16 protein-coding genes are annotated in these 19418 nt (G+C 49.8%); 7 read left to right on the top strand and 9 right to left on the bottom strand.

Translation table 11 applies throughout. The annotated features are described in order from the left end of the window. Positions 1-125: 125 nt before the first annotated feature. Positions 126-1373 (bottom strand): dicarboxylate/amino acid:cation symporter, encoded by a 1248-nt coding sequence (locus M988_RS19125; RefSeq protein WP_039184471.1) that lies wholly within the window; start codon positions 1371-1373, stop codon positions 126-128. Positions 1374-1613: 240 nt separating this feature from the next. On the opposite strand from M988_RS19125, the gene psiE reads away from it, so the two are divergent. Beyond that, entirely contained in the window at positions 1614-2021 is a 408-nt protein-coding gene (psiE, locus tag M988_RS19120; protein ID WP_008814718.1) for a phosphate-starvation-inducible protein PsiE, read from the top strand. Positions 2022-2268: 247 nt separating this feature from the next. On the opposite strand, the gene malG is transcribed toward psiE, so the two are convergent. From malG to malE, 3 genes are all read right to left on the bottom strand, one after another. After that, entirely contained in the window at positions 2269-3159 is an 891-nt protein-coding gene (malG, locus tag M988_RS19115; RefSeq protein WP_008814719.1) for a maltose ABC transporter permease MalG, read from the bottom strand. Between the two features lie 16 nt (positions 3160-3175). Further along, entirely contained in the window at positions 3176-4747 is a 1572-nt protein-coding gene (gene malF / locus M988_RS19110) for a maltose ABC transporter permease MalF (protein WP_061059305.1), read from the bottom strand. Positions 4748-4866: 119 nt separating this feature from the next. After that, positions 4867-6057 (bottom strand): maltose/maltodextrin ABC transporter substrate-binding protein MalE, encoded by a 1191-nt coding sequence (malE, locus tag M988_RS19105; protein ID WP_061059304.1) that lies wholly within the window; start codon positions 6055-6057, stop codon positions 4867-4869. 511 nt (positions 6058-6568) lie between these two features. Here malE and malK point away from each other — a divergent pair. The 5 genes from malK (at position 6569) to ubiA (ending at position 11752) form a co-directional block, all read left to right on the top strand. Next, a complete protein-coding gene (gene malK / locus M988_RS19100; RefSeq protein WP_004095306.1) occupies positions 6569-7678 on the top strand; it encodes a maltose/maltodextrin ABC transporter ATP-binding protein MalK in 1110 nt (369 codons plus the stop codon). 103 nt (positions 7679-7781) lie between these two features. Continuing rightward, positions 7782-9077, top strand: coding sequence for a maltoporin (locus M988_RS19095; RefSeq protein ID WP_008814722.1), 1296 nt, complete (start codon positions 7782-7784; stop codon positions 9075-9077). Positions 9078-9223: 146 nt separating this feature from the next. Then, a complete protein-coding gene (gene malM, locus M988_RS19090; RefSeq protein ID WP_064575384.1) occupies positions 9224-10135 on the top strand; it encodes a maltose operon protein MalM in 912 nt (303 codons plus the stop codon). A 207-nt stretch (positions 10136-10342) separates the two neighbouring features. Next, entirely contained in the window at positions 10343-10858 is a 516-nt protein-coding gene (ubiC, locus tag M988_RS19085; protein ID WP_064575382.1) for a chorismate lyase, read from the top strand. A gap of 24 nt (positions 10859-10882) precedes the next feature. Continuing rightward, positions 10883-11752 carry a 4-hydroxybenzoate octaprenyltransferase gene (gene ubiA / locus M988_RS19080; RefSeq protein WP_035503930.1) on the top strand — a complete coding sequence of 290 codons (870 nt, stop codon included), beginning with the start codon at positions 10883-10885 and terminating at the stop codon, positions 11750-11752. A 71-nt stretch (positions 11753-11823) separates the two neighbouring features. Here the strand turns inward: ubiA and plsB are convergent, their stop codons facing one another. Beyond that, positions 11824-14301 (bottom strand): glycerol-3-phosphate 1-O-acyltransferase PlsB, encoded by a 2478-nt coding sequence (plsB, locus tag M988_RS19075; RefSeq protein WP_064575369.1) that lies wholly within the window; start codon positions 14299-14301, stop codon positions 11824-11826. Between the two features lie 184 nt (positions 14302-14485). Between plsB and M988_RS19070 the strand changes: the two genes are divergently transcribed. Further along, complete coding sequence (locus tag M988_RS19070; protein ID WP_004095327.1) at positions 14486-14851, top strand: diacylglycerol kinase; 366 nt, start codon at positions 14486-14488, stop codon at positions 14849-14851. 81 nt (positions 14852-14932) lie between these two features. On the opposite strand, the gene M988_RS19065 is transcribed toward M988_RS19070, so the two are convergent. From M988_RS19065 to citF, 4 genes are read right to left on the bottom strand one after another with little or no spacing between them, the layout of a single operon-like run. Continuing rightward, entirely contained in the window at positions 14933-16396 is a 1464-nt protein-coding gene (locus M988_RS19065) for an anion permease (RefSeq protein WP_008814727.1), read from the bottom strand. Positions 16397-16427: 31 nt separating this feature from the next. After that, a complete protein-coding gene (gene citG, locus M988_RS19060; protein WP_096081199.1) occupies positions 16428-17345 on the bottom strand; it encodes a triphosphoribosyl-dephospho-CoA synthase CitG in 918 nt (305 codons plus the stop codon). After that, entirely contained in the window at positions 17320-17874 is a 555-nt protein-coding gene (gene citX / locus M988_RS19055; protein ID WP_004095332.1) for a citrate lyase holo-[acyl-carrier protein] synthase, read from the bottom strand. The genes citG and citX overlap by 26 nt, the downstream gene beginning before the upstream one ends. A gap of 3 nt (positions 17875-17877) precedes the next feature. Continuing rightward, positions 17878-19410, bottom strand: coding sequence for a citrate lyase subunit alpha (gene citF, locus M988_RS19050; RefSeq protein ID WP_008814729.1), 1533 nt, complete (start codon positions 19408-19410; stop codon positions 17878-17880). Positions 19411-19418: the final 8 nt, after the last annotated feature.

Genomic DNA, 19418 nt, shown 5'->3' with positions numbered 1-19418 from the left:
GAGTTAATGGGGTAAATTCAAGTATAAAAAATGCCATCCCTTGGGGTGGCATTTTTGTTTGATTTGGTTCTTCTCTCAAACCGGAAGTACGATACTATATAGAAATCCACAGATTTATTGTGGAGTTAACCCTGAATACATACCCTGCGTTTTAGCCAATCCTTTCCTTCCACAAACCGAGTGACCATCATGGCGCACACGGTATTACCAGTGGAGTTCAGCAGCGTGGCTGGAACGTCGATGATTGTGCTGATAATCATGATGGTACCGACCAGTTCTGGTGAGAAGCCAAAGACTGAGCAAATCATCAGCTCGCCCGTCATACCCCCGCTGGGGATTGCGCCCATGACCGCACCGACTAAGAATGCCACGCTGATAATGGCTGCGATGTTCATGGGATCGCTCATATCCTTATGGAACAGCGTAAACAGAAACACAATTTTGATGATGCCACCAATGACCGAGCCATCTTTATGGGTGTTAGCGCCCAAAGGGATCACGGTTTCAGCGATATCATCGGGTACTCCCATTTTCTTCGTTGCGACCAGATTGGCTGGAATACAGGCTGCGCTTGATGACGTTGCCACGGCGGTAATCGCTGGAGTCAAAACGTTTGACCAGAAGACTTTGACGCCAAGTTTTCCGCCGGCCACGAAGGCATACAGCGTATTTGCGCCGAAGAAGTAGATAACCGTTAGCATCAGATACAACAGAAACGCGTTCAGGTAGCCATTGATAATTTGTGGACCTAAGTGACCTACGGTGGCGGCAAAGTAACAGCCTAAACCGACAGGTGCGGCGTACATGATAATCTTGACCATGCGCAGAATAACGGTCGTACCTGCGGTAAGAAAATCAGCCACTGGCTGGCCTTTTTCACCTGACATTGAGGTCGCCAAACCAAGCAGCACCGAGAAAACAATCAACGGCAGAAGGCTGGATTTAGTAAACAACTGCAGGAAGTCAGGCACTGTGAACGTATTCACGATGATTTCTCCCAAACTTTTACCGTGCGAATCTGGCGCAGGTGGCAAATGGGCAATCAGCGTGCTGACGTCTACGTTTTGGAATGGATTATAAATTTGGGTGCCAATGAAGGCGATAACGGCGGCAATGAGCGCGGTGCTAAGAAATACGGCAAAGACCGTCCCCATGATTTTCCCGAGCCGGGCCATTTGCTTCATTTCTGCAATTGACGATGAAATGCTGAGGAACACGAGCGGCACGATGACGACAAACATCAGATTAAGAAATAGATCGCCGATTGGCTGCACGATCGCCGCTTTTTCTCCGAAAATGATGCCGGATAAGCCACCAAGAATAATCCCTAGCAGTAAGCAAATAGTAAAACCGTAATGACGCAGTATTTTCATATTATTTTGTTTCTCAATCGTTGGAACGCCCTGGTATAAGCTACGGCAATGATTCGTTTCTTGGCGAATATTAGCCAGGAGCCATAGTAAAACGATTAACAAAAAAATGTCGCAAAATGTGGAACTGGTTGGATTTCTCTTAGAGGATTTAGGTATTTATTTTTCACAGGGGATAGACGACAAAATAGTCATTTTGTTAACTTGATCACATAAACGACTTCAACGGCAAAAGGAACATTAATGCCAGGTAGCAAACAATCGAGCACTATCGCCAAGATTTTGCAGTGGATCCTGAACGCGGGGCTGTTGATGCTGGCCGTGATTCTGGTGGTATTTCTTGGAAAGGAGACATTTACGCTGGGTACGGTGCTGTTTAACGCCAGCGAAACCGCGTCTTCCTATCTACTGATCGAAGGGATAGTGATTTATTTTCTCTACTTCGAGTTTATTGCGCTGATCGTGAAGTATTTCCAATCGGGATACCATTTCCCGCTGCGCTATTTTATCTACATCGGCATTACCGCGATTATTCGTCTGATTATCGTCGACCACAAAAGTCCGGCAGATACATTGATCTATTCTGCCGCCATTTTGGTGCTGGTGGTTGCGTTATACCTTGCGAATACAGAAAAACTCAAGCGCGAGTAGAGCTAAAAAGAAAAGGCGGCCAATGGGTAATGCTGATCGTTTAAGAGGTCGAGATACACGGGGCTAGCACACCGCGGGGCGCTCCGGCAGCTAAAGCTGCTACGACACCCATCGGTGTACTTCCCCTAAAATCACGCTTAAGTGACCAGCATTAGGCCAATGGCCGCCAAAGAGGTCATAGCATATGGCTATAACCTCGAGCTAATGATAAAAACGGCAATAACAAAGACACAGGTTTTTCCACGCATTACCCTTTCACACCACCGGACGTCAGTCCGCCTACCAGCCAACGCTGCGCAAGCAGGAATACGGCCGTAATCGGAATGGCCGACAGCACTGCCGCTGCGGCAAAGTCGCCCCACAGGTAGTTTTGCGGATTGAGATACTGCTGCATACCGACCGCCAACGTATAGCTATTCACATCGCGCAACAACAGGGAGGCAACCGGCACTTCGGTAATCGCGGCAATAAATGACAGAATGAATACCACAGCCAAAATTGGTACCGAAAGCGGCAACAGAACCAAGCGAAACGCCTGCCACGGCGTAGCGCCATCCAGTGCAGCGGCTTCTTCTAGCGAGTTATCGATAGTTTCAAAATAGCCCTTAATGGTCCAAACATGCAGAGCAATCCCCCCCATATAGGCAAAAATGACGCCGCCGTGGGTATTTAATCCGAGGAACGGAACATATTGGCCAATACGGTCGAATAAGGCATATAGCGCGACTAAAGAAAGAACCGCAGGGAACATCTGAAAAATCAGCATGCCCTTGAGCAGTGAACTCTTACCTTTAAATTTCATACGGGCAAAAGCGTAAGCACAGGTAGTGGAAAGCGTAACAATACCCACTGCGGTAATAACGGCGATTTTGATTGAGTTCCATAGCCAGAGCAGAACGGGGAACGGTGGTGGCGTGATGCTGCCGTCCGCGTTGGTGACGGTCATACCTAACGCTAATTGCCAGTGCTCCCACGAAATCTTCTCTGGGATTAGGCTACCAGTGGCAAAGTTGCCGGAGCGCAACGAAATTGCAATCACCATCAGCAGTGGGAACATGATCATGCAGATAAATGCCAGCATCATCAGATGAGTAAACAGCAGTCGTAAACGCTGGGATTTTGGTTGAACCATTGCCATATCGTGGTCCCTCTCCTTAATCGAAATTCATTTTGCTGGCTTTCAGATTGAGAATCGCCAACGCGCCAACCAACAGGAAAATCAGAGTGGCAATCGCGGCCGCCAGACCAAAGTCTTGCCCGCCACCGCCTTCAAACGCAATGCGGTAGGTGTAGCTGACCAACAGGTCGGTGTAGCCCGCAGGCGTTGAAGTACCCAGCATGTCAGGCCCGCCGTTGGTTAACAGCTGAATCAGAACGAAGTTGTTAAAGTTGAAAGCAAAACTGGCGATCATCAGCGGTGTTAACGGCTTAATCAGCAGCGGTAATGTGATGCGGAAGAAGTTTTGCATCGGCCCCGCGCCATCCATTGCCGAAGCCTCATATAAATCGTCAGGAATCGCCTTCAGCAAGCCCATGCATAGAATCATCATATAGGGGTATCCGAGCCAGGTGTTGACGATCAAAATCATACTTTTGGCCGTCAACGGATCGCTGAACCAAGCGGGTTTGATGCCAAACAGATGACTCAGCAGCATGTTGATCTCACCAAAGCTTTGGTTGAACAACCCCTTAAAGATCAATATTGAAATAAATGAGGGAACGGCGTAGGGCAGAATCAGCATCACGCGATAAACGGCTTTACCTTTCAACGCTTCCCACTGAACGACACAAGCCAATACCATGCCGACGGCGACGGTGAAAACGACGGTGAGCACCGAGAAGATGATGGTCCAAATAAATATGCTGACGAAGGGCTGACGGATACCTTCATCCTGCACCACTCGCATGAAGTTTTTCCAGCCTATCGAGACGGTAAAACCGGGGCTGAGCTGCTCATTCTCCCATTGCCCTTGGGCATTCACTGCCTGATAAAAACCAATGTCGGTGTTAGGGCGATAGAGCGTGCCAGTCTGATTGTTTTTTAGTGTTTCGCCATCTTTTTCAAGTGAGTAGAGTGGGCTTGTGCCAGCGAACTGACGCAGAGAGCTCATGCGTAATTCACCGTTTTGCGGGAGGACTGCCACAATATTATTCAGCGCCTGACGGTTCTGAGTAATAACGCGTAGAGTGGCTCGCTCTCCGGTGAGTTCTGCGCTTTCTGGCTTCATGGCCAAGCGCTGTTCTTGGGCGCTGAAGCTAAAAGGTTCTGAGATATAAAATTGGCCGTTTTCGCTATCGGCGAGCTGTAAGCGCCACTGATTCCCTTCTGGATAGAGACCAAAACCGTAGGTTTTCCCCGTGGTAAATTGTCTCTGCATCAGTACAGATTGCGCACGTTCGAATGTCAGTTGGTTGGTGCTGCTGTAGTTGGTAAAAGCAATAGCGATGGTGCAGATCAGAGGAAACAGAACGAATAGCCCCATTCCTGCCAGACCGGGATAGACGTAGCGCCACGCATAGGCTTTACGGTTGGCAAAAATGTATAATCCTGACCCCAGTAAAACCAGCGTCAGCATGGCGAAAAGGTATTCACCTTGTGCATACATCACGATGGTGAGGTAGCCTGTAAATAGACACATTGCGGCGATAACTATCCATTTCAATATGTCACTCTGCCACCATTTATCCGGCTTCGCGATTGGATATTCTGTATGGGATAACGACATAAAACACTCCCTCATTTCTCTTACGCCGAAGGCGGTTACGGACAACTATTTTTCATCTGAAACATACAAGAACGGTTTCCCCCTAGTGCCTTGCGGCATTAGGGGGCATCTCATGTCAATTACTTGGTTATGCGTTGCTCTGCACCGGTTAATGCTTCTTTCACACTTTGACGACCATTCACCGCATTGATGATGGCGCTACGCTCTGCGTACCAGAAAGCGCTCATTTGCGGAATGTTTGGCATAATTTCGCCTTTCTGGGCGTTCTGCATGGTGGCGGCAATCTTAGGATCTTTTTCTAAGGTTTCCTGATAAGACTTCAGCGCTACGGCGCCCAACGGTTTGTCTTTGTTAATTTGCTCCAGGCCTGCGTTGGTCATCAGATAGTTTTCCAGAAACTCGGTGGCCAATTCTTTATTCGGGCTGGCGGCGTTAATCCCTGCGCTAAGTACGCCCACGAAAGGTTTTGACGGATGACCTTTGAAGGTAGGTAACAGCGCGACACCGTAGTTGATGTTGCTCTTATCGATGTTTGACCAAGCCCAAGGGCCATTAATGGTCATCGCCGTTTGGCCTTTGTTAAACGCCGCTTCGGCGATGGAGTAATCAGTATCCGCGTTGATATGTTTGTTTTTCACCAAGTCGACGATGAACTGCAAACCCGCCTGAGAGCCCGCGTTGTTCACACCGACATCTTTAATGTTGTAGGTGCCGTTGTCGTATTTGAACGCATACCCGCCATCAGCCGCGATAATTGGCCATGTGAAGTACGGTTCTTGTAAGTTCCACATGATGGCGCTCTTGCCTTTTGCACGCAGCTCTTTATCCAGAGCAGGGATCTCCTCCCAAGTCTTTGGTGGTTCCGGCAGGATATCTTTGTTGTAAATCAGCGACAGCGCTTCAACCGCGACAGGATAGGCAATCAGCTTGCCGTTATAGCGTACGGCATCCCAAGTGAACGGATAGAGTTTGTCTTGGAACGCTTTAGAAGGATGGATTTCGGCCAGCAGGCCAGACTGTGCGTAGCCGCCGAAACGATCGTGGGCCCAGAAGATAATGTCAGGTCCATCACCGGTGGCGGCGACCTGTGGATATTTCTCTTCCAGCTTATCAGGATGCTCAACCAGCACTTTAATGCCGGTTTCTTTTTCAAACTTTTTACCGATTTCAGCTAGACCGTTATAGCCTTTATCGCCGTTAATCCAGATAACCAGTTTGCCTTCTTCAATTTTAGCGAACGCGGAAGAGGAGAGAACCAGCGTAGCCAGTGCCGAGAGGGCGAGCGTTCTGATGCCTGATTTCTTAGTCATTATCCAATCCTTCTTGTTCTGTTCTGTCGAGGTATGAGTTTGATGTCTGTCCGGCTTTGCGAGGAAGGCAAAACAGTTCAGATAAGCCGTAGAGCACGAATTCGTTGCTTGACCCCATGGTTAAGGGATTTCTGATGCAGTGCCATACTCTATTACACGAGATTGCTTCTCATCCTCCCCCCCTCTACGCCCCTAGAGGGTTTCTTGTGATCTGGTTAACACTACCGCCTATTCTGTGGATGTAGGCACAAAATCGCAGGGTTATTTTTGCTAGCAGGATCACGAATTCACTGAAAGGTATGAACTTTTCATTATTAGCCATTCCCTCTCATCCTCCCATCTCCTCCCCCATGAAAAACCTTGTTACGGATGATTACGCTTGCTTGCTTCTCACGCACTATCGGCAGCAATCGATAAGGCGCATCTGCTGAAAACGCATGGCTACGGATTAGGCCAGTGTGAGATGCCGCGTTAGTGGACCTTTTTAGCGAGTGATAGACAGGAGTAACGCATGGCGAGCGTAGCACTGCGCAACGTATATAAGGCTTACGGAGACGTCGTTATTTCTAAAGACGTGAACCTTGAGATTCAGGACGGCGAATTTGTGGTGTTTGTTGGGCCATCAGGCTGCGGCAAATCGACGTTGCTGCGCATGATTGCTGGTTTAGAAGATATCACTTCCGGCGAATTACTCATCGGCGGCAAACGCATGAATGAAGTGCCTCCGGCAGAGCGTGGCATCGGTATGGTATTCCAATCCTATGCACTTTACCCGCATCTCTCTGTGGCCGATAACATGTCATTCGGCCTCAAGCTGGCAGGTACGAAAAAAGCGGAAATTACCCAACGCGTTAATCAAGTCTCTGAAGTTCTGCAATTGGCACATCTTCTAGATCGTCGTCCTAAAGCGCTTTCTGGCGGGCAGCGTCAGCGTGTGGCGATTGGACGTACGTTAGTGGCTGAGCCAGACGTATTCCTGCTGGATGAACCGCTATCCAACCTGGATGCCGCTCTACGCGTACAAATGCGCATCGAGATTTCACGCCTGCATAAGCGTTTAGAACGCACCATGATTTATGTCACCCACGATCAGGTCGAAGCCATGACGTTGGCTGACAAAATCGTTGTTCTCGACGGCGGTAGCGTAGCGCAGATCGGCAAGCCTTTAGAGCTTTATCACTATCCGGCTAACCGATTTGTGGCGGGCTTTATCGGCTCGCCAAAAATGAATTTCCTACCGGTTAAAGTCACCGCCGCTGAGCCGCAGCGTGTGCAAATTGAGTTACCTAATCGCCAGCAGGTTTGGTTACCCGTGGAAGGAACGAATGTACAGGTGGGGAGCAACCTGTCTCTGGGTATCCGTCCTGAGCATTTACTGCCAAGCCATGACGCCGAAGTCACTCTTGAAGGTGACGTTCAAGTAGTCGAGCAGTTAGGCAATGAAACTCAAATCCACATTCAAATTCCCGCTATTCGTCAAAACCTTGTCTATCGCCAGAACGACGTGGTGTTGGTTGATGAGGGCGCCAAATTTGCCATTGGCTTGCCACCTGAACGCTGTCATCTATTCCGAGAAGACGGTGTCGCCTGCCGACGGCTGCATAAAGAGCTAGGTGTCTAGCTCTTGGTTAGAGAGTTGTTAGTTAACAATGTGTTGAGTGAGAAAACGTTAGATAGAGAACACTTATAACTTTATGCCGTCAGGCAACCCTATCAGGAGAATGATGATGACTTTGCGCAAGGTACCTTTAGCACTGGCTGTTGCGAGTGCGGTGCTGTCAACACAGGCACTGGCTGTAGATTTCCATGGTTACGCACGTTCAGGTATCGGTTGGACCGCAAGCGGCGGCGAGCAGCAATGTTTCAAAGCGACAGGCGCTCAGAGCAAATACCGTTTGGGTAACGAATGTGAGACTTACGCGGAATTAAAGTTGGGTCAGGAGCTGTGGAAAGACGGTGACAAGAGCTTCTATTTTGACACCAACGTTGCGTATTCCGTGCAACAGACCAATGACTGGGAAGCGACAGATCCGGCCTTCCGTGAAGCCAATATTCAGGCTAAAAACGTTATTGAGTGGGCTCCGGGCTCTACGCTGTGGGCAGGTAAACGCTTCTATCAGCGCCATGACGTTCACATGATCGACTTCTACTATTGGGATATCTCTGGTCCAGGTGCGGGTTTAGAGAATATCGACTTGGGCTTCGGTAAATTGTCTGTGGCTGCAACGCGCAATACCGAAACCGGTGGCTCTAATGGTTTCAGCTCTCAGGAGCAACGTGATCTGATTAAAGATACCGCGAACGATGTGTATGACGTGCGTTTAGCCGGCTTGGAGACTAACCCTGGTGGTACGCTGGAATTAGGTTTTGACTACGGTCGTTCTAATCTGACCGATGGTTATCATCGTGCGAAAGATGCCTCGAAAGATGGCGTGATGCTGACGGCAGAGCATACTCAGGCGATCTACAGCGGCTTTAACAAATTCGTGGTTCAGTATGCTACCGATTCTATGACCTCAAATAACTCAGGTCACTCTGAAGGTTCCAGCATCAATAACAATGGCCACATGATCCGAATTCTTGACCACGGCGGCATCGACTTCAACGACAAGTGGGCGCTGATGTACGTAGGGATGTATCAAGACATTGACCGCGATGATAAGAATGGCACCACATGGTACACCGCAGGTATTCGCCCGATGTACAAATGGACGCCAATCATGAGCACCCTGCTGGAATTTGGCTATGACAACGTGAAATCTCAGCGTACTGGCGACAATAACAACCAGTATAAAGTGACGTTGGCACAGCAATGGCAGGCGGGTGACAGTATTTGGTCTCGTCCAGCCATTCGACTGTTTGCAACCTACGCTAAATGGGATGAGAAATGGGGCTACGCCACGAAAGATGACACGGGTTATAGCGACGGCGTCGCGTACAACGATAACAATACCCATAAGTTCAGCCGCGGAAATGACGATGAAGTCACCTTCGGCGCACAGATGGAAGTTTGGTGGTAACAGTTGTTTGACGGCGGCGGAATTATTCCGCCGCACTTCATTGGGGTCGGCGACGTTCTTGCCACTGTTGCCGAGCCATCTCTAGGTGGGGTTCTACAATGAAAAATAAAATGAAAAGCAAAATGAATAATAAAATCAAAGCTGTCATGACAAAAAATATCGTCGCTTTGAGCGTCGCCGTAGCTATGTTCAGTGCAATGCCGCTCAGCGCTCAGGCTGATAGCACTATCCAGCCTGCAAACGTTGCGACGGCTCCAGCTATCCCAACCTCAACGCTGCAACAATTGCCATGGGAGCCACTGGTTCCACCGGTAACCAAAACGGCACTGCTTAACGGCAGCAGTGCGCAACTGCACGTTGGTGATATTCAAGGTGCTGTCGGCGCGTTTACTCTGCCTGCCGATCGCGGATCGCTAGAAATAACGATCAGTAGTTTAGTGGACGCCAAGAAAGTGTATGCGCCAAGTGTGATGGTTCTGGACGAAAATATGCGTCCCGCGGCGTTTTATCCCAGCAGCTATTTCAGCTATCAGCAACCGGGTGTCATGAGCGGCGATCGCTTGGAAGGTACATTAAAACTGACGCCAGCTTTGGGCCAAAAGCAGATCTATCTGGTCATCTACACCACGTCTCAGGATCTGGCAAAAACAACACAGATGGTTGATCCGGCTAAAGCCTATGCCGCTGGCGTTGGCAATGCAGTACCCAACATTCCCGATCCGATCGCGATCCATCAGTCTACTGGCACGATCAAGATCAAAGTGAAAGCAGAGCAAAACACCGGCAACGTGATGATCGGTGGGATCTTGCCGATGGCACCAAAAGAACAGCCGGTCGTCGTAGGCTCCAGCGTACCTGTTTCAACGCCGATAGCCGCTCCTGCTAAGCCGGCACAGCCAATGCTTAAAGACACTGATGAGTATTTCAATAGCGGTATTCGTGCTGCCGTTAAGGCCGGGGATATTGATAAGGCATTGAAACTGATGAATGAAGCGGAACAATTAGGTTCGACCACTGCCCGTGAAACCTTTATCCGTAGTGTGAAAGGCAAGGGGTAAACCCACGCTGCGGAAGCTGGCTCTTTGACTGGGTGTCCTTTGGGGCACCCTTTTTTGTTTTTCAGCTGAATCCAATCCTGCAATTGTTATCAAACTGATCATCTATTGCTACTGCTCTGCCTACACAGCGTAAACTGAGTTACAATGGCCATCCAATTTTCAGCGTGGGCGAGGGCTGGCGCTATTTTCAGTTTTGGAGTCACCGGAATGACAGACCGTCATCCGTCGTTGGACGTAACTCATTGGCACCTTATCCATGACGTCAGTTTAACTGCGACGCAGCAGAGCTGGCTGGGGGAATGCCAGTCTATGACCGCTCGTTTTGAACGCCACTGTGGCAAAGTCACCATCGTTCCGCAGCGCGAAGGCTTTATCGGCGTAGACTCTTTAGGTGAGGAACTCACCCAGCTTCCTGATTGTGAGCGCTTTTGGCTACGCGAGGTTTTATTGTGTGGTGATAATGTGCCTTGGCTATTTGGTCGCACACTCATACCTGAAACCTCATTGACGGGGGAAGAGGCTTCCTTGCTCACGCTCGGTACGGTTCCTCTGGGTCGTTATTTGTTCAAGGCCGCAGAGCTGACGCGTGATTTTATTCAGGTTGGTGAGCAGGGTGAGTTGTGGGCGCGACGTAGCCGTTTACGTTTATCAGGTAAACCTTTGTTGTTAACCGAACTTTTTTTGTCTGAGTCTCCGTTGTATGGTGTTAATAATGAATTGTAGTGTCGTCATCATTGGAATGAATGACTGGAGGGATTCGTGACTCAAACCAAGTGGCAGGCCTATTGTCGCCTGATGAGAATTGATAAGCCGATTGGTTCGCTGTTATTGCTCTGGCCAACATATTGGGCACTGTGGCTGGCGGGTGGTCAAGTTCCCAGTCTGAAGCTGTTGGTGGTCTTTACGCTGGGCGTATTTTTCATGCGAGCGGCTGGCTGTGTGGTCAATGATTTTGCCGATCGACGTGTCGATGGGCATGTAAAACGCACCGCGCAGCGTCCACTTCCCAGTGGGGCGGTGACGGAAAAAGAGAGTAAAGCCTTATTTGTCATTCTGGTGCTGATCTCTTTTGGGCTGGTTTTAACGCTGAATGCGATGACGATCTGGCTATCGGTTGCTGGGTTGGCGCTGGCATGGGTTTACCCGTTTATGAAACGGTTTACTCATTTGCCGCAGGTGGTATTGGGCATGGCGTTTGGCTGGTCAATTCCAATGGCGTATGCCGCCGTTAGCGAGAGTTTGCCTCTGAGCTGCTGGCTGTTGTTCTTGGCGAATATTTGCTGGACAGTTGCCTATGACACCCAATATGCGATGGTTGATAGAGATGATGACCTGAAAATCGGTATTAAATCGACGGCGATCCTGTTTGGTCGTTTCGACAAGCTGATTATTGGTCTACTGCAGCTGGCGACGCTCTTGTTGATGGTGTGGATTGGTTATCTCAACCAGCTAAGCGGTGCTTATTATTGGGGGATTCTGCTGGCGGGCGCGCTGTTTATCCACCAGCAAAAGCTGATTGCACAGCGCGAACGTATGCCATGTTTTCAGGCCTTCCTCAATAACAACTATGCGGGTTTAGTGCTGTTTATCGGTATTGTACTTTCGATTTGGTCGTAAATACGCCGTGACATGCATGTATAAAAAAGGCGCCTATGGGCGCCTTTTTTATATCGAAGATCGACGATCGGTTAATCGTCTTTCTCTTCTTCTTTCACTGCTTCTGTTTGCGCAGGAGGTAAGGTTTCTATCTCTGGTGCGCTGACGCTTTCGATGGTGAGCTTAATCTCTGGTGTAATCATTGCGCTCAGCAGATTATAAATTTCCATCGTGTGTTCGGGTATCGCATCGCCAACGTCGTTGATATAACCTTCGGAACGCAAGGTTCCCACCAACGTTGCAAATACCGCTTTATCGAAGAACTCCGGTGCATTGATACCGTGCAGTACCGATAAACGCTGCGCCATAATACGGCTCTCTTTCTCTAGTGCTCCACGACTGATGCTTGGGTTTGCACTGAGCAGGGAGAAGGTAATCGCATAACGCTGCAGCGTTTCGCGTACGCCTGCAGCTAACAGCTGTAGGGTACGAATGCGGCCCGGATTCATCACCAGTTCATCGCTTTTGGCGCAGATCAACTGCTGACGGCATAGCTCGGTGATAATCGGCTCAATAACCTGCGGTAAATCACTGCGATCATGATGTAAGAACAGTTCTTCTTTCAGCATTGGATACAGCAGATCGACCTGACGCAGCAGCTCCGTGCGCGAAATGCGGTTATGGTTCATCACCATATTTGCAATCAGCGACGGCAGCACTAGCATGTGCTGAATGTTGTTGCGATAGTAAGTCATCAATACGGCCTGCTCACGTGGCAGTATGATGAGTTCACCGATGTTATCTTTTTCCACTTCAAACTTGCCCATCTGTAGTGCGTGTTGCAGCAACTCTTCAGGCGTTTGATTTGGCGTCGTCGCATCTTCAGCGTAAGGTGCGTTACGCAGCAATTGCAGATAGCAATCCAACTGCTCTAGCAGCTGCTCGCGAGTTAATGCACGCTGGCGTGAAGCGAGTAATGCGGTTGAACACAGGTTCATCGCATTAGCTGCTGCCGACTTGTTGATGTTCACCATCACGGTATTCGCAATCGCGTTAACCGTCGGGGTCAGCCAGCTAGGGCGCTGCGCTTCAATGGGATCGATTGATTCACGCCATTCAGGAACATGCTGATTTAACCAGTTGTTAATCGGAATTGGCTCACCAAAGTTCACATAGCCCTGTCCTAGGTTGCGCAGCTTACGCAGTCCGCGAACCATTTGAATCAGGCTTTCTTTTTCTTTGGTTGCTCCGCGCAGCTCTTTGGCATAGGTTGCCACTTCCATCACATGCTCATAGCCGATATATACCGGAACCAGCGTGATTGGACGTTTTCCACCGCGTAGCATGGCTTGAATGGTCATTGCCAGAGTACCGGTTTTCGGTTCAAGCAGACGCCCGGTTCGTGAGCGACCACCTTCCATAAAGTATTCAACGGAATAACCACGGCTAAACAGCTCGCCGAGATATTCACGAAATACGGTGGAATAGAGTTTGTTGCCTTTAAACGTACGACGAATAAAGAACGCACCTAAGCGGCGGAAAATCGGCCCTGCAGGCCAGAAATTCAGGTTTATCCCTGCCGCGATATGCGGTGGAACCAAGCCTTGGTGGTAGAGGACGTATGACAGCAACAGATAGTCCATGTGGCTGCGATGGCAAGGCACATAAACGATTTCGTGGCCGTCTTGCGCAAGCTTACGTACACGCTCGGCATTGTGAACGTTGATCCCTTGATACAGACGGTTCCACGTCCAGCTCAGCACGCGGTCTGATAAGCGTACGGCTTCATAGGTAAAGTTCGCCGCAATCTCTTCCATCAAGGCCACGGCGTTTTGCTGAGCCTTTTCACGAGAGATTTTCTTGCTGCGCGCTTCATCTTCAACCGCTTTTTCAATCGCTTTGGATGAGAGCAGTTTATTAAACAGCGCCTGACGATCCGGTAGGCTTGGGCCTACGGCAGCTAAGCGTTGGCGAGAGAAATGCATACGCGCCACGCGCGCCAGTTTTTGCGCGATGGTTTGGTCAGTGCCGTGCTCATCTGCCATATAACGCAGTGAGACTACGTTTGAGAAACGGACAAAACTGTCGCGTCCCAGCCAGATAACGGCAAAGAATTTCTGAACGCCATTGAGCAAACGCAGTTGTGGCGCGCCATTGTGGCCTTCGCGGCCAGGAGAGCGACCAAACATAACCGACACCGGGATCATTTGGATATCCAGTGCAGGGTTGTTGCGATGCAAGTCCAAATAGTCGTGGAACAGTTTGACGGATTCTTGCTTTGGCGCGTAATAACGGAATACACGCGGACCATCGTCAATGAAGACGTAGCGTGGCAATATAGTGCCGTCAATTTCATTATCGTCGAGTGGATCAGGCAGGTCCTGAGCCAAACAGCGATCGCGGAAGGTCAATAAATCCGCTTTTGAGTTATAGGGTAAGACATACAGCACCGGACGGGTGGTGTCTAAACGTAGCTCCGCTACTGGTTCTGAAGGGATTACCTTACTTTTGACCAGCAGCTTTAGCGGTAGATTCAATAACTTATAGTAAACTTTACGCCAACCTGACATAAAACAGAAAGCCTCTTGTTAGCCATTCGCCGAAAGGATACCAGAAACACTGGTTGAGATCTGTGGTGATGATTGCATGAGAAGTCGCTAAAATTGCTATATCCGTCATATTTCGCGTTGCGTCAGCATTAGCAGCAGCGCGAATTGCGAGGATACATACCTATAAATCTTTTATGGAAATAAAATGAATAGTACTACCGGATTGACTCGAATTGTGAAAGCTGCCGGTTACTCGGTAAAGGGATTGAAAGCGGCATGGAAACATGAAGCAGCGTTCCGTCAAGAATTGGGGCTGATGATTGTCGCTGTTGTGATTGCAGCATGGCTTGATGTCACTATTGTAGAACGCATCTTGTTGATTGGCTGCGTTACGCTGGTGGTTATTTTGGAAATTGTTAACAGCGCTATTGAGGCGGTTGTTGATCGTATCGGTTCTGAGTTTCATGAGCTTTCCGGTCGTGCCAAAGATATGGGGTCGGCCGCTGTTTTTGTTGCCCTGTGGCTGTCTGCATTTATTTGGGTCAGTATCCTCTGGGGACACTATATGTGATGTGAGTGTGTACTCACATCCATAATAATTAAGGCCACCCTTGGGTGGCCTTAATGTTAAGCAAGACATATCGCTGAGTGATTAGCTCCACAGCGCCAGTATTGGCCAGCCAACCAATAGCAGTAGAGAGATGTAAATCACGCCGAAGATGGCACCTAAACGCCAGTAGTCTTTGGATTTCACATAGCCGCAGCCATAAATGATAACGCCCGGTCCTGTTGCATATGGGGTCAAACAACCCATGATACCGATGGACAGTACCAGCAGAATACACAGGTGTTCCATTGGCACGCCTGGGATACCTTTACCCACAGCCAGAATCACTGGCAGCATAGTGGCAGTGTGTGCAGACAGGCTTGCAAACAGGTAGTGAGCGAAGTAGAACACCAGTACCAGCACAATCACGGTCGCATTTGGTGAGAAGCCTTCCAAATGGGTGCTCATGGTATTTGCAAACCAGTCGATGAAGCCTGAACGAGTCAGGCCGTTAGCCATCACGACCAGCGTTGCCAAGTTAACTAAAGTATTCCATGCGCTGTTGTACTTGGTGATGTCTTTCCAAGGAACCACGTGCAGTGCCAACATGAGTGAAACGGCCAGCATACCTACCGCAGTAGCGTCAATAAAATCGCCGCCGAATACCCATAGACCTAAGCTCAGTAGGACCAAACCAATCAGGGTAATTTCTTTACGTGTTAGGCGCCCCATTTCTTTCAAGGCTTCACCGGCCCAGCTAGACACTTCTTCACTGTGAGTCACTTCAGGCTTGTACAACACATAAGACAGCCATGGAGCGACGATCAGCAAAATAAGGCCTACAGGCAGGAAGCTCAGGAACCATTGCAGCCAGCTAATCTGAATTCCTGCAATTTTGTTGACGAATTCTAGGCCCAGTACGTTAGGCGCAGCGCCGGTAACGAACATGGAAGAACTTAGGCTGGTACTGATTACCATCATCCACATCAGGTAACCACCGATACGGCGTGATGATGGATCGTTCGGGAACGATTTAAACAGTGGCGGTAGGTTCTTGATAACCGGGAACACGGTACCACCGGTACGAGCCGTGTTCGACGGTGTGAATGGCGCCAGCATAATATCAATAATGACGATGGCGTAGCCGAGAGTAAGTGTTCGCTTACCCATGAACTTAACCATGAACAGGGCGATACGGCGACCGAGTCCGGTGACTTCGTATCCCAGTGCAAAGATGAATGCGCCAAACACCAACCATACGGTGGTACTGGAGAATCCGGCCAGGCCCCATTTCAATGCTTTGCTGCTGGCATCAAAAGCGGGATCGGCCAGCTCTTTAGCGTCAAAGAGTACGTATTGGCTAGCAATAACGCATATGGTTACCGCAATAAAGCTGATTGCCGTGGCGGGAATAGGTTCTAAAATCATCCCGACAATCATCGCGACGAAAATAGCAAAGTAATGCCATGCCTGTGGAGGCATACCATCAGGTACGGGAATGAGTAGCATTATTGCCATAACGGCGAGTGGTGCTATCAACTTCCATATCTTATCTTTTGAAACAGACATAACTGATTCTCCAAGAAGGAACTTTTAATGATTAATGTTGATAATTTGAGTGCGAAATTTGAGCTAAAAACCAGGTGATAATTAGCAGATCGGCGCTACCGCCCGCGCTGAGATTGCGTTGAATGCATTCCTGGTCGAAATCATGTAGATGTCTGAGATCGGAGGGGTGGCGAATGCCGCCCTGACACAGCAATGCTTTAGCGCGCTGTTGTAGCCAACTTAGGCCACTTGGACCGCCGCGAGAGGCCACGTTGGTGTCACCGTTGTGTGCCATTAGCACCAGCAACGTATCCAGTAAGGCCAATTCAGGGTCGATACCCTGCGCTAATCGGTCACGATAATGTGGGAGTGCTAACTGAATAACTAATGGATAACCCGCTTCTGCCTCGCCGCGAGCGCCAGTAAGACCAAGCTGCTGGAAGAGACGCTGTCCTGCGGTTTGCGATGGTTGGTTTTTATGATTATTTATCGTGCTTTGCAGTTCACGCTCTGTGAGTCCACGGCAAAATGCGGCGGCGGTGCTACAGATCAGTTCTGGTGTGATAAGCCGGTGCAAGGTGTGTAAACGGCCAATTGCAGCGCATAGCAACCCCAAAGAAAAAATGCTGCCTTTATGGGTATTTACGCCCGCAGTTGCGCGAAACATATCGGTTTCGCAGGCGATACCGATTGGGCGCAGACCGATCAACACATCGACTGCGGGGAGATTCGCGCTACAGGCACCAAACTCAATGAAACGAGGCAGCCATTGACGAATAGCCAATGCGCTACGGTGGAAATCTTCCAGCGCCATATCTTTATGGGCGCCGCAGTTATTACGATCGACCAAGCCTGGTTTGGGCGTGAGGTTAACCTCTGCCAACATGGCGCGGTAAGCAAGCTCGCTGTAATAAGCAACTGAATGCTCATCAATAGCGGCGCAATCAGACGGCTGCTGCTTTATCGGCATCATGCAGTAATGCCTCCATGCGGGTGATCAAATCAGGAATAGGATGTGCCCGTTCGCGAGCGCATAGTGCGGCTTCGCGATTGCACAGCAAACAGGTGCGGCTAGGCAGTGAAAAATCACGACGTGACAGAATTTTTCCTAGCGGATTCAGTACGTCGATGTCCCATAAACGGCCAAGTAGCTGTTCATGCTCCAGCGCAATCATGGCTTCTTTCACGACACGCGCGGGGGCATCGATGGCGAGCAGCCCCTCAGGGCCGGTCGCCAATGCAAAAGAGGCCTGCTCCTTGATCTCCCAACCTGATTGTTCCGCGCGTTGGCATAGCGCTTTCAGACCGTGGTTAAAGATTTTTCGTGTCATCACGCTATCTTTAATCGGTCCTGGAGCGACCACCGTAAACGAGATCAGGGTAGAGGTATGGCGCGCCAGCCACTCCGTCTGTCGGGACTGCCTGCATTCACGGCTGAATAGCAGTTCCGGCAATGTCACGGTGTGGCTGGTCGCCAAAGTTGGGAGCAGGTAAAACATGGTTTATTCCTTAACCTGACGAACGACGTCGATCACTGAACCATCGCGATAGCGCACTACGGCGATCACACGGTCAGTGAATTCGATAGCGCGAGGCTGTCCGGTAAGTATTTGCGCACGTTCGCGTAGCCATTCGATAGAAACCACTTTCAAGCCCGCGGCTTTCAAACGATCGGCTAATTCTGGGCGCGCTGGGTTCACCGCAATACCGTGGTCAGTAACCAAAATGTCGACGCTGGAGCCCGGTGTAACGCAGGTTGTGACTTCATCAACCAATGTAGGAATGCGACCACGTACCAGTGGCGCAACGATGATGGACAGGGCTGCAGCAACCGCGGTGTCACAATGACCACCGGATGCACCACGTAAAACACCGTCAGAACCGGTGAGCACGTTAACATTGAAGTGAGTGTCCACTTCGAGCGCGCTCAGCACCACCACGTCTAAGCGGTCAACGGAAGCTCCTTTTGAGCCCCAATTGGCATACTGGTTAGCGCTGATTTCGATGTGGTTTGGATTACGTGCCAAAGACTCTGCGGCTGCACGGTCAAAGCTCTGCACATCCAGCAGTTTCTTGATGAAGCCTTTTTCATGCAGATCGACGATGGTGGAGGTAATCCCCCCCAGTGCGAAGCCTGCATGAATGTCGCGGCTACGCATTTTGTCTTCGAGGAAACGGGTTACTGCAAGAGAGGCACCGCCTGTACCGGTTTGCAGTGAAAAACCCTCTTTGAAGTAGCCGGAGTTCACCACCACATCAGCAGCGCTGCGAGCGATTAGCAGTTCGCGTGGGTTTGATGTCATGCGGGTGGCATCTGCACCGATCTTATCGGCATCGCCGACCTGATCAATTTGCACGATCAAATCGACTTGATCCTGCATGATGCTGGCCGGATTGTGTGGATACGGCAGCAAGGCTTCCGTCAGCAGAACCACTTGCTTGGCGTTCTCTGCATCGACTTTCGCATATCCGAGCGAGCCGCAGCAGGCTTTACCTGTGTAGCCGTTAGCGTTGCCAAACGGATCGCAGGCCGGAACCCCAAGGAATGCCACGTCAATATTCAGTTCACCACTTTCAACCAAATGAACACGGCCACCGTGTGAGTGAATTTGCACCGGCTCATCCAGCAGACCACGGGAAATTTCTTCCGCCAACGGGCCACGCAGACCGGAGGTATAAATGCGGCTGACAACGCCGTTTCGGATGTGATCAACCAGTGGTGCATGGCAGTCGCTTAATGAGCTAGAGGCTAGCGTTAGGTTTTTGAAGCCCATCTGCGCGATAGTGGCCATCACGAGATTGATCGTCAGATCGCCACCGCGGAAAGCGTGATGGAAAGAGATGGTCATACCGTCATGTAGACCAGAGCGGCGAATTGCCTCTTCCAGCGTGGAGCACAGTTTCTTATCGCGTGGTTTTTGTGCTTGCAGATTTAATTTTGAAACATTTTTATAGCTTGGCAGATCGCTTTCAGTTTGACGGGCATAAGCCGAAACGCGTTCCTGTCGTTGAAGAAGTTCTTTTTTCTGAGTCATTTTTTTCG

The organism is Hafnia paralvei ATCC 29927 (assembly GCF_001655005.1).
Taxonomy (GTDB): Bacteria; Pseudomonadota; Gammaproteobacteria; order Enterobacterales; family Enterobacteriaceae; genus Hafnia; species Hafnia paralvei.
The sequence above is the reverse complement of the archived record's forward strand: the minus strand, read 5'-3'. Positions and strand labels throughout refer to the sequence as shown.

Excerpts from the sequence above, each read along its gene's own strand:
- M988_RS19125 (WP_039184471.1), bottom strand. The coding sequence starts at position 1,373 with ATGAAAATACTGCGTCATTACGGTTTTACTATTTGCTTACTGCTAGGG.
- psiE (WP_008814718.1), top strand. The coding sequence starts at position 1,614 with ATGCCAGGTAGCAAACAATCGAGCACTATCGCCAAGATTTTGCAGTGG.
- malG (WP_008814719.1), bottom strand. The coding sequence starts at position 3,159 with ATGGCAATGGTTCAACCAAAATCCCAGCGTTTACGACTGCTGTTTACT.
- malF (WP_061059305.1), bottom strand. The coding sequence starts at position 4,747 with ATGTCGTTATCCCATACAGAATATCCAATCGCGAAGCCGGATAAATGG.
- malE (WP_061059304.1), bottom strand. The coding sequence starts at position 6,057 with ATGACTAAGAAATCAGGCATCAGAACGCTCGCCCTCTCGGCACTGGCT.
- malK (WP_004095306.1), top strand. The coding sequence starts at position 6,569 with ATGGCGAGCGTAGCACTGCGCAACGTATATAAGGCTTACGGAGACGTC.
- M988_RS19095 (WP_008814722.1), top strand. The coding sequence starts at position 7,782 with ATGATGACTTTGCGCAAGGTACCTTTAGCACTGGCTGTTGCGAGTGCG.
- malM (WP_064575384.1), top strand. The coding sequence starts at position 9,224 with ATGACAAAAAATATCGTCGCTTTGAGCGTCGCCGTAGCTATGTTCAGT.
- ubiC (WP_064575382.1), top strand. The coding sequence starts at position 10,343 with ATGACAGACCGTCATCCGTCGTTGGACGTAACTCATTGGCACCTTATC.
- plsB (WP_064575369.1), bottom strand. The coding sequence starts at position 14,301 with ATGTCAGGTTGGCGTAAAGTTTACTATAAGTTATTGAATCTACCGCTA.
- M988_RS19070 (WP_004095327.1), top strand. The coding sequence starts at position 14,486 with ATGAATAGTACTACCGGATTGACTCGAATTGTGAAAGCTGCCGGTTAC.
- M988_RS19065 (WP_008814727.1), bottom strand. The coding sequence starts at position 16,396 with ATGTCTGTTTCAAAAGATAAGATATGGAAGTTGATAGCACCACTCGCC.
- citG (WP_096081199.1), bottom strand. The coding sequence starts at position 17,345 with ATGCCGATAAAGCAGCAGCCGTCTGATTGCGCCGCTATTGATGAGCAT.
- citX (WP_004095332.1), bottom strand. The coding sequence starts at position 17,874 with ATGTTTTACCTGCTCCCAACTTTGGCGACCAGCCACACCGTGACATTG.
- citF (WP_008814729.1), bottom strand. The coding sequence starts at position 19,410 with ATGACTCAGAAAAAAGAACTTCTTCAACGACAGGAACGCGTTTCGGCT.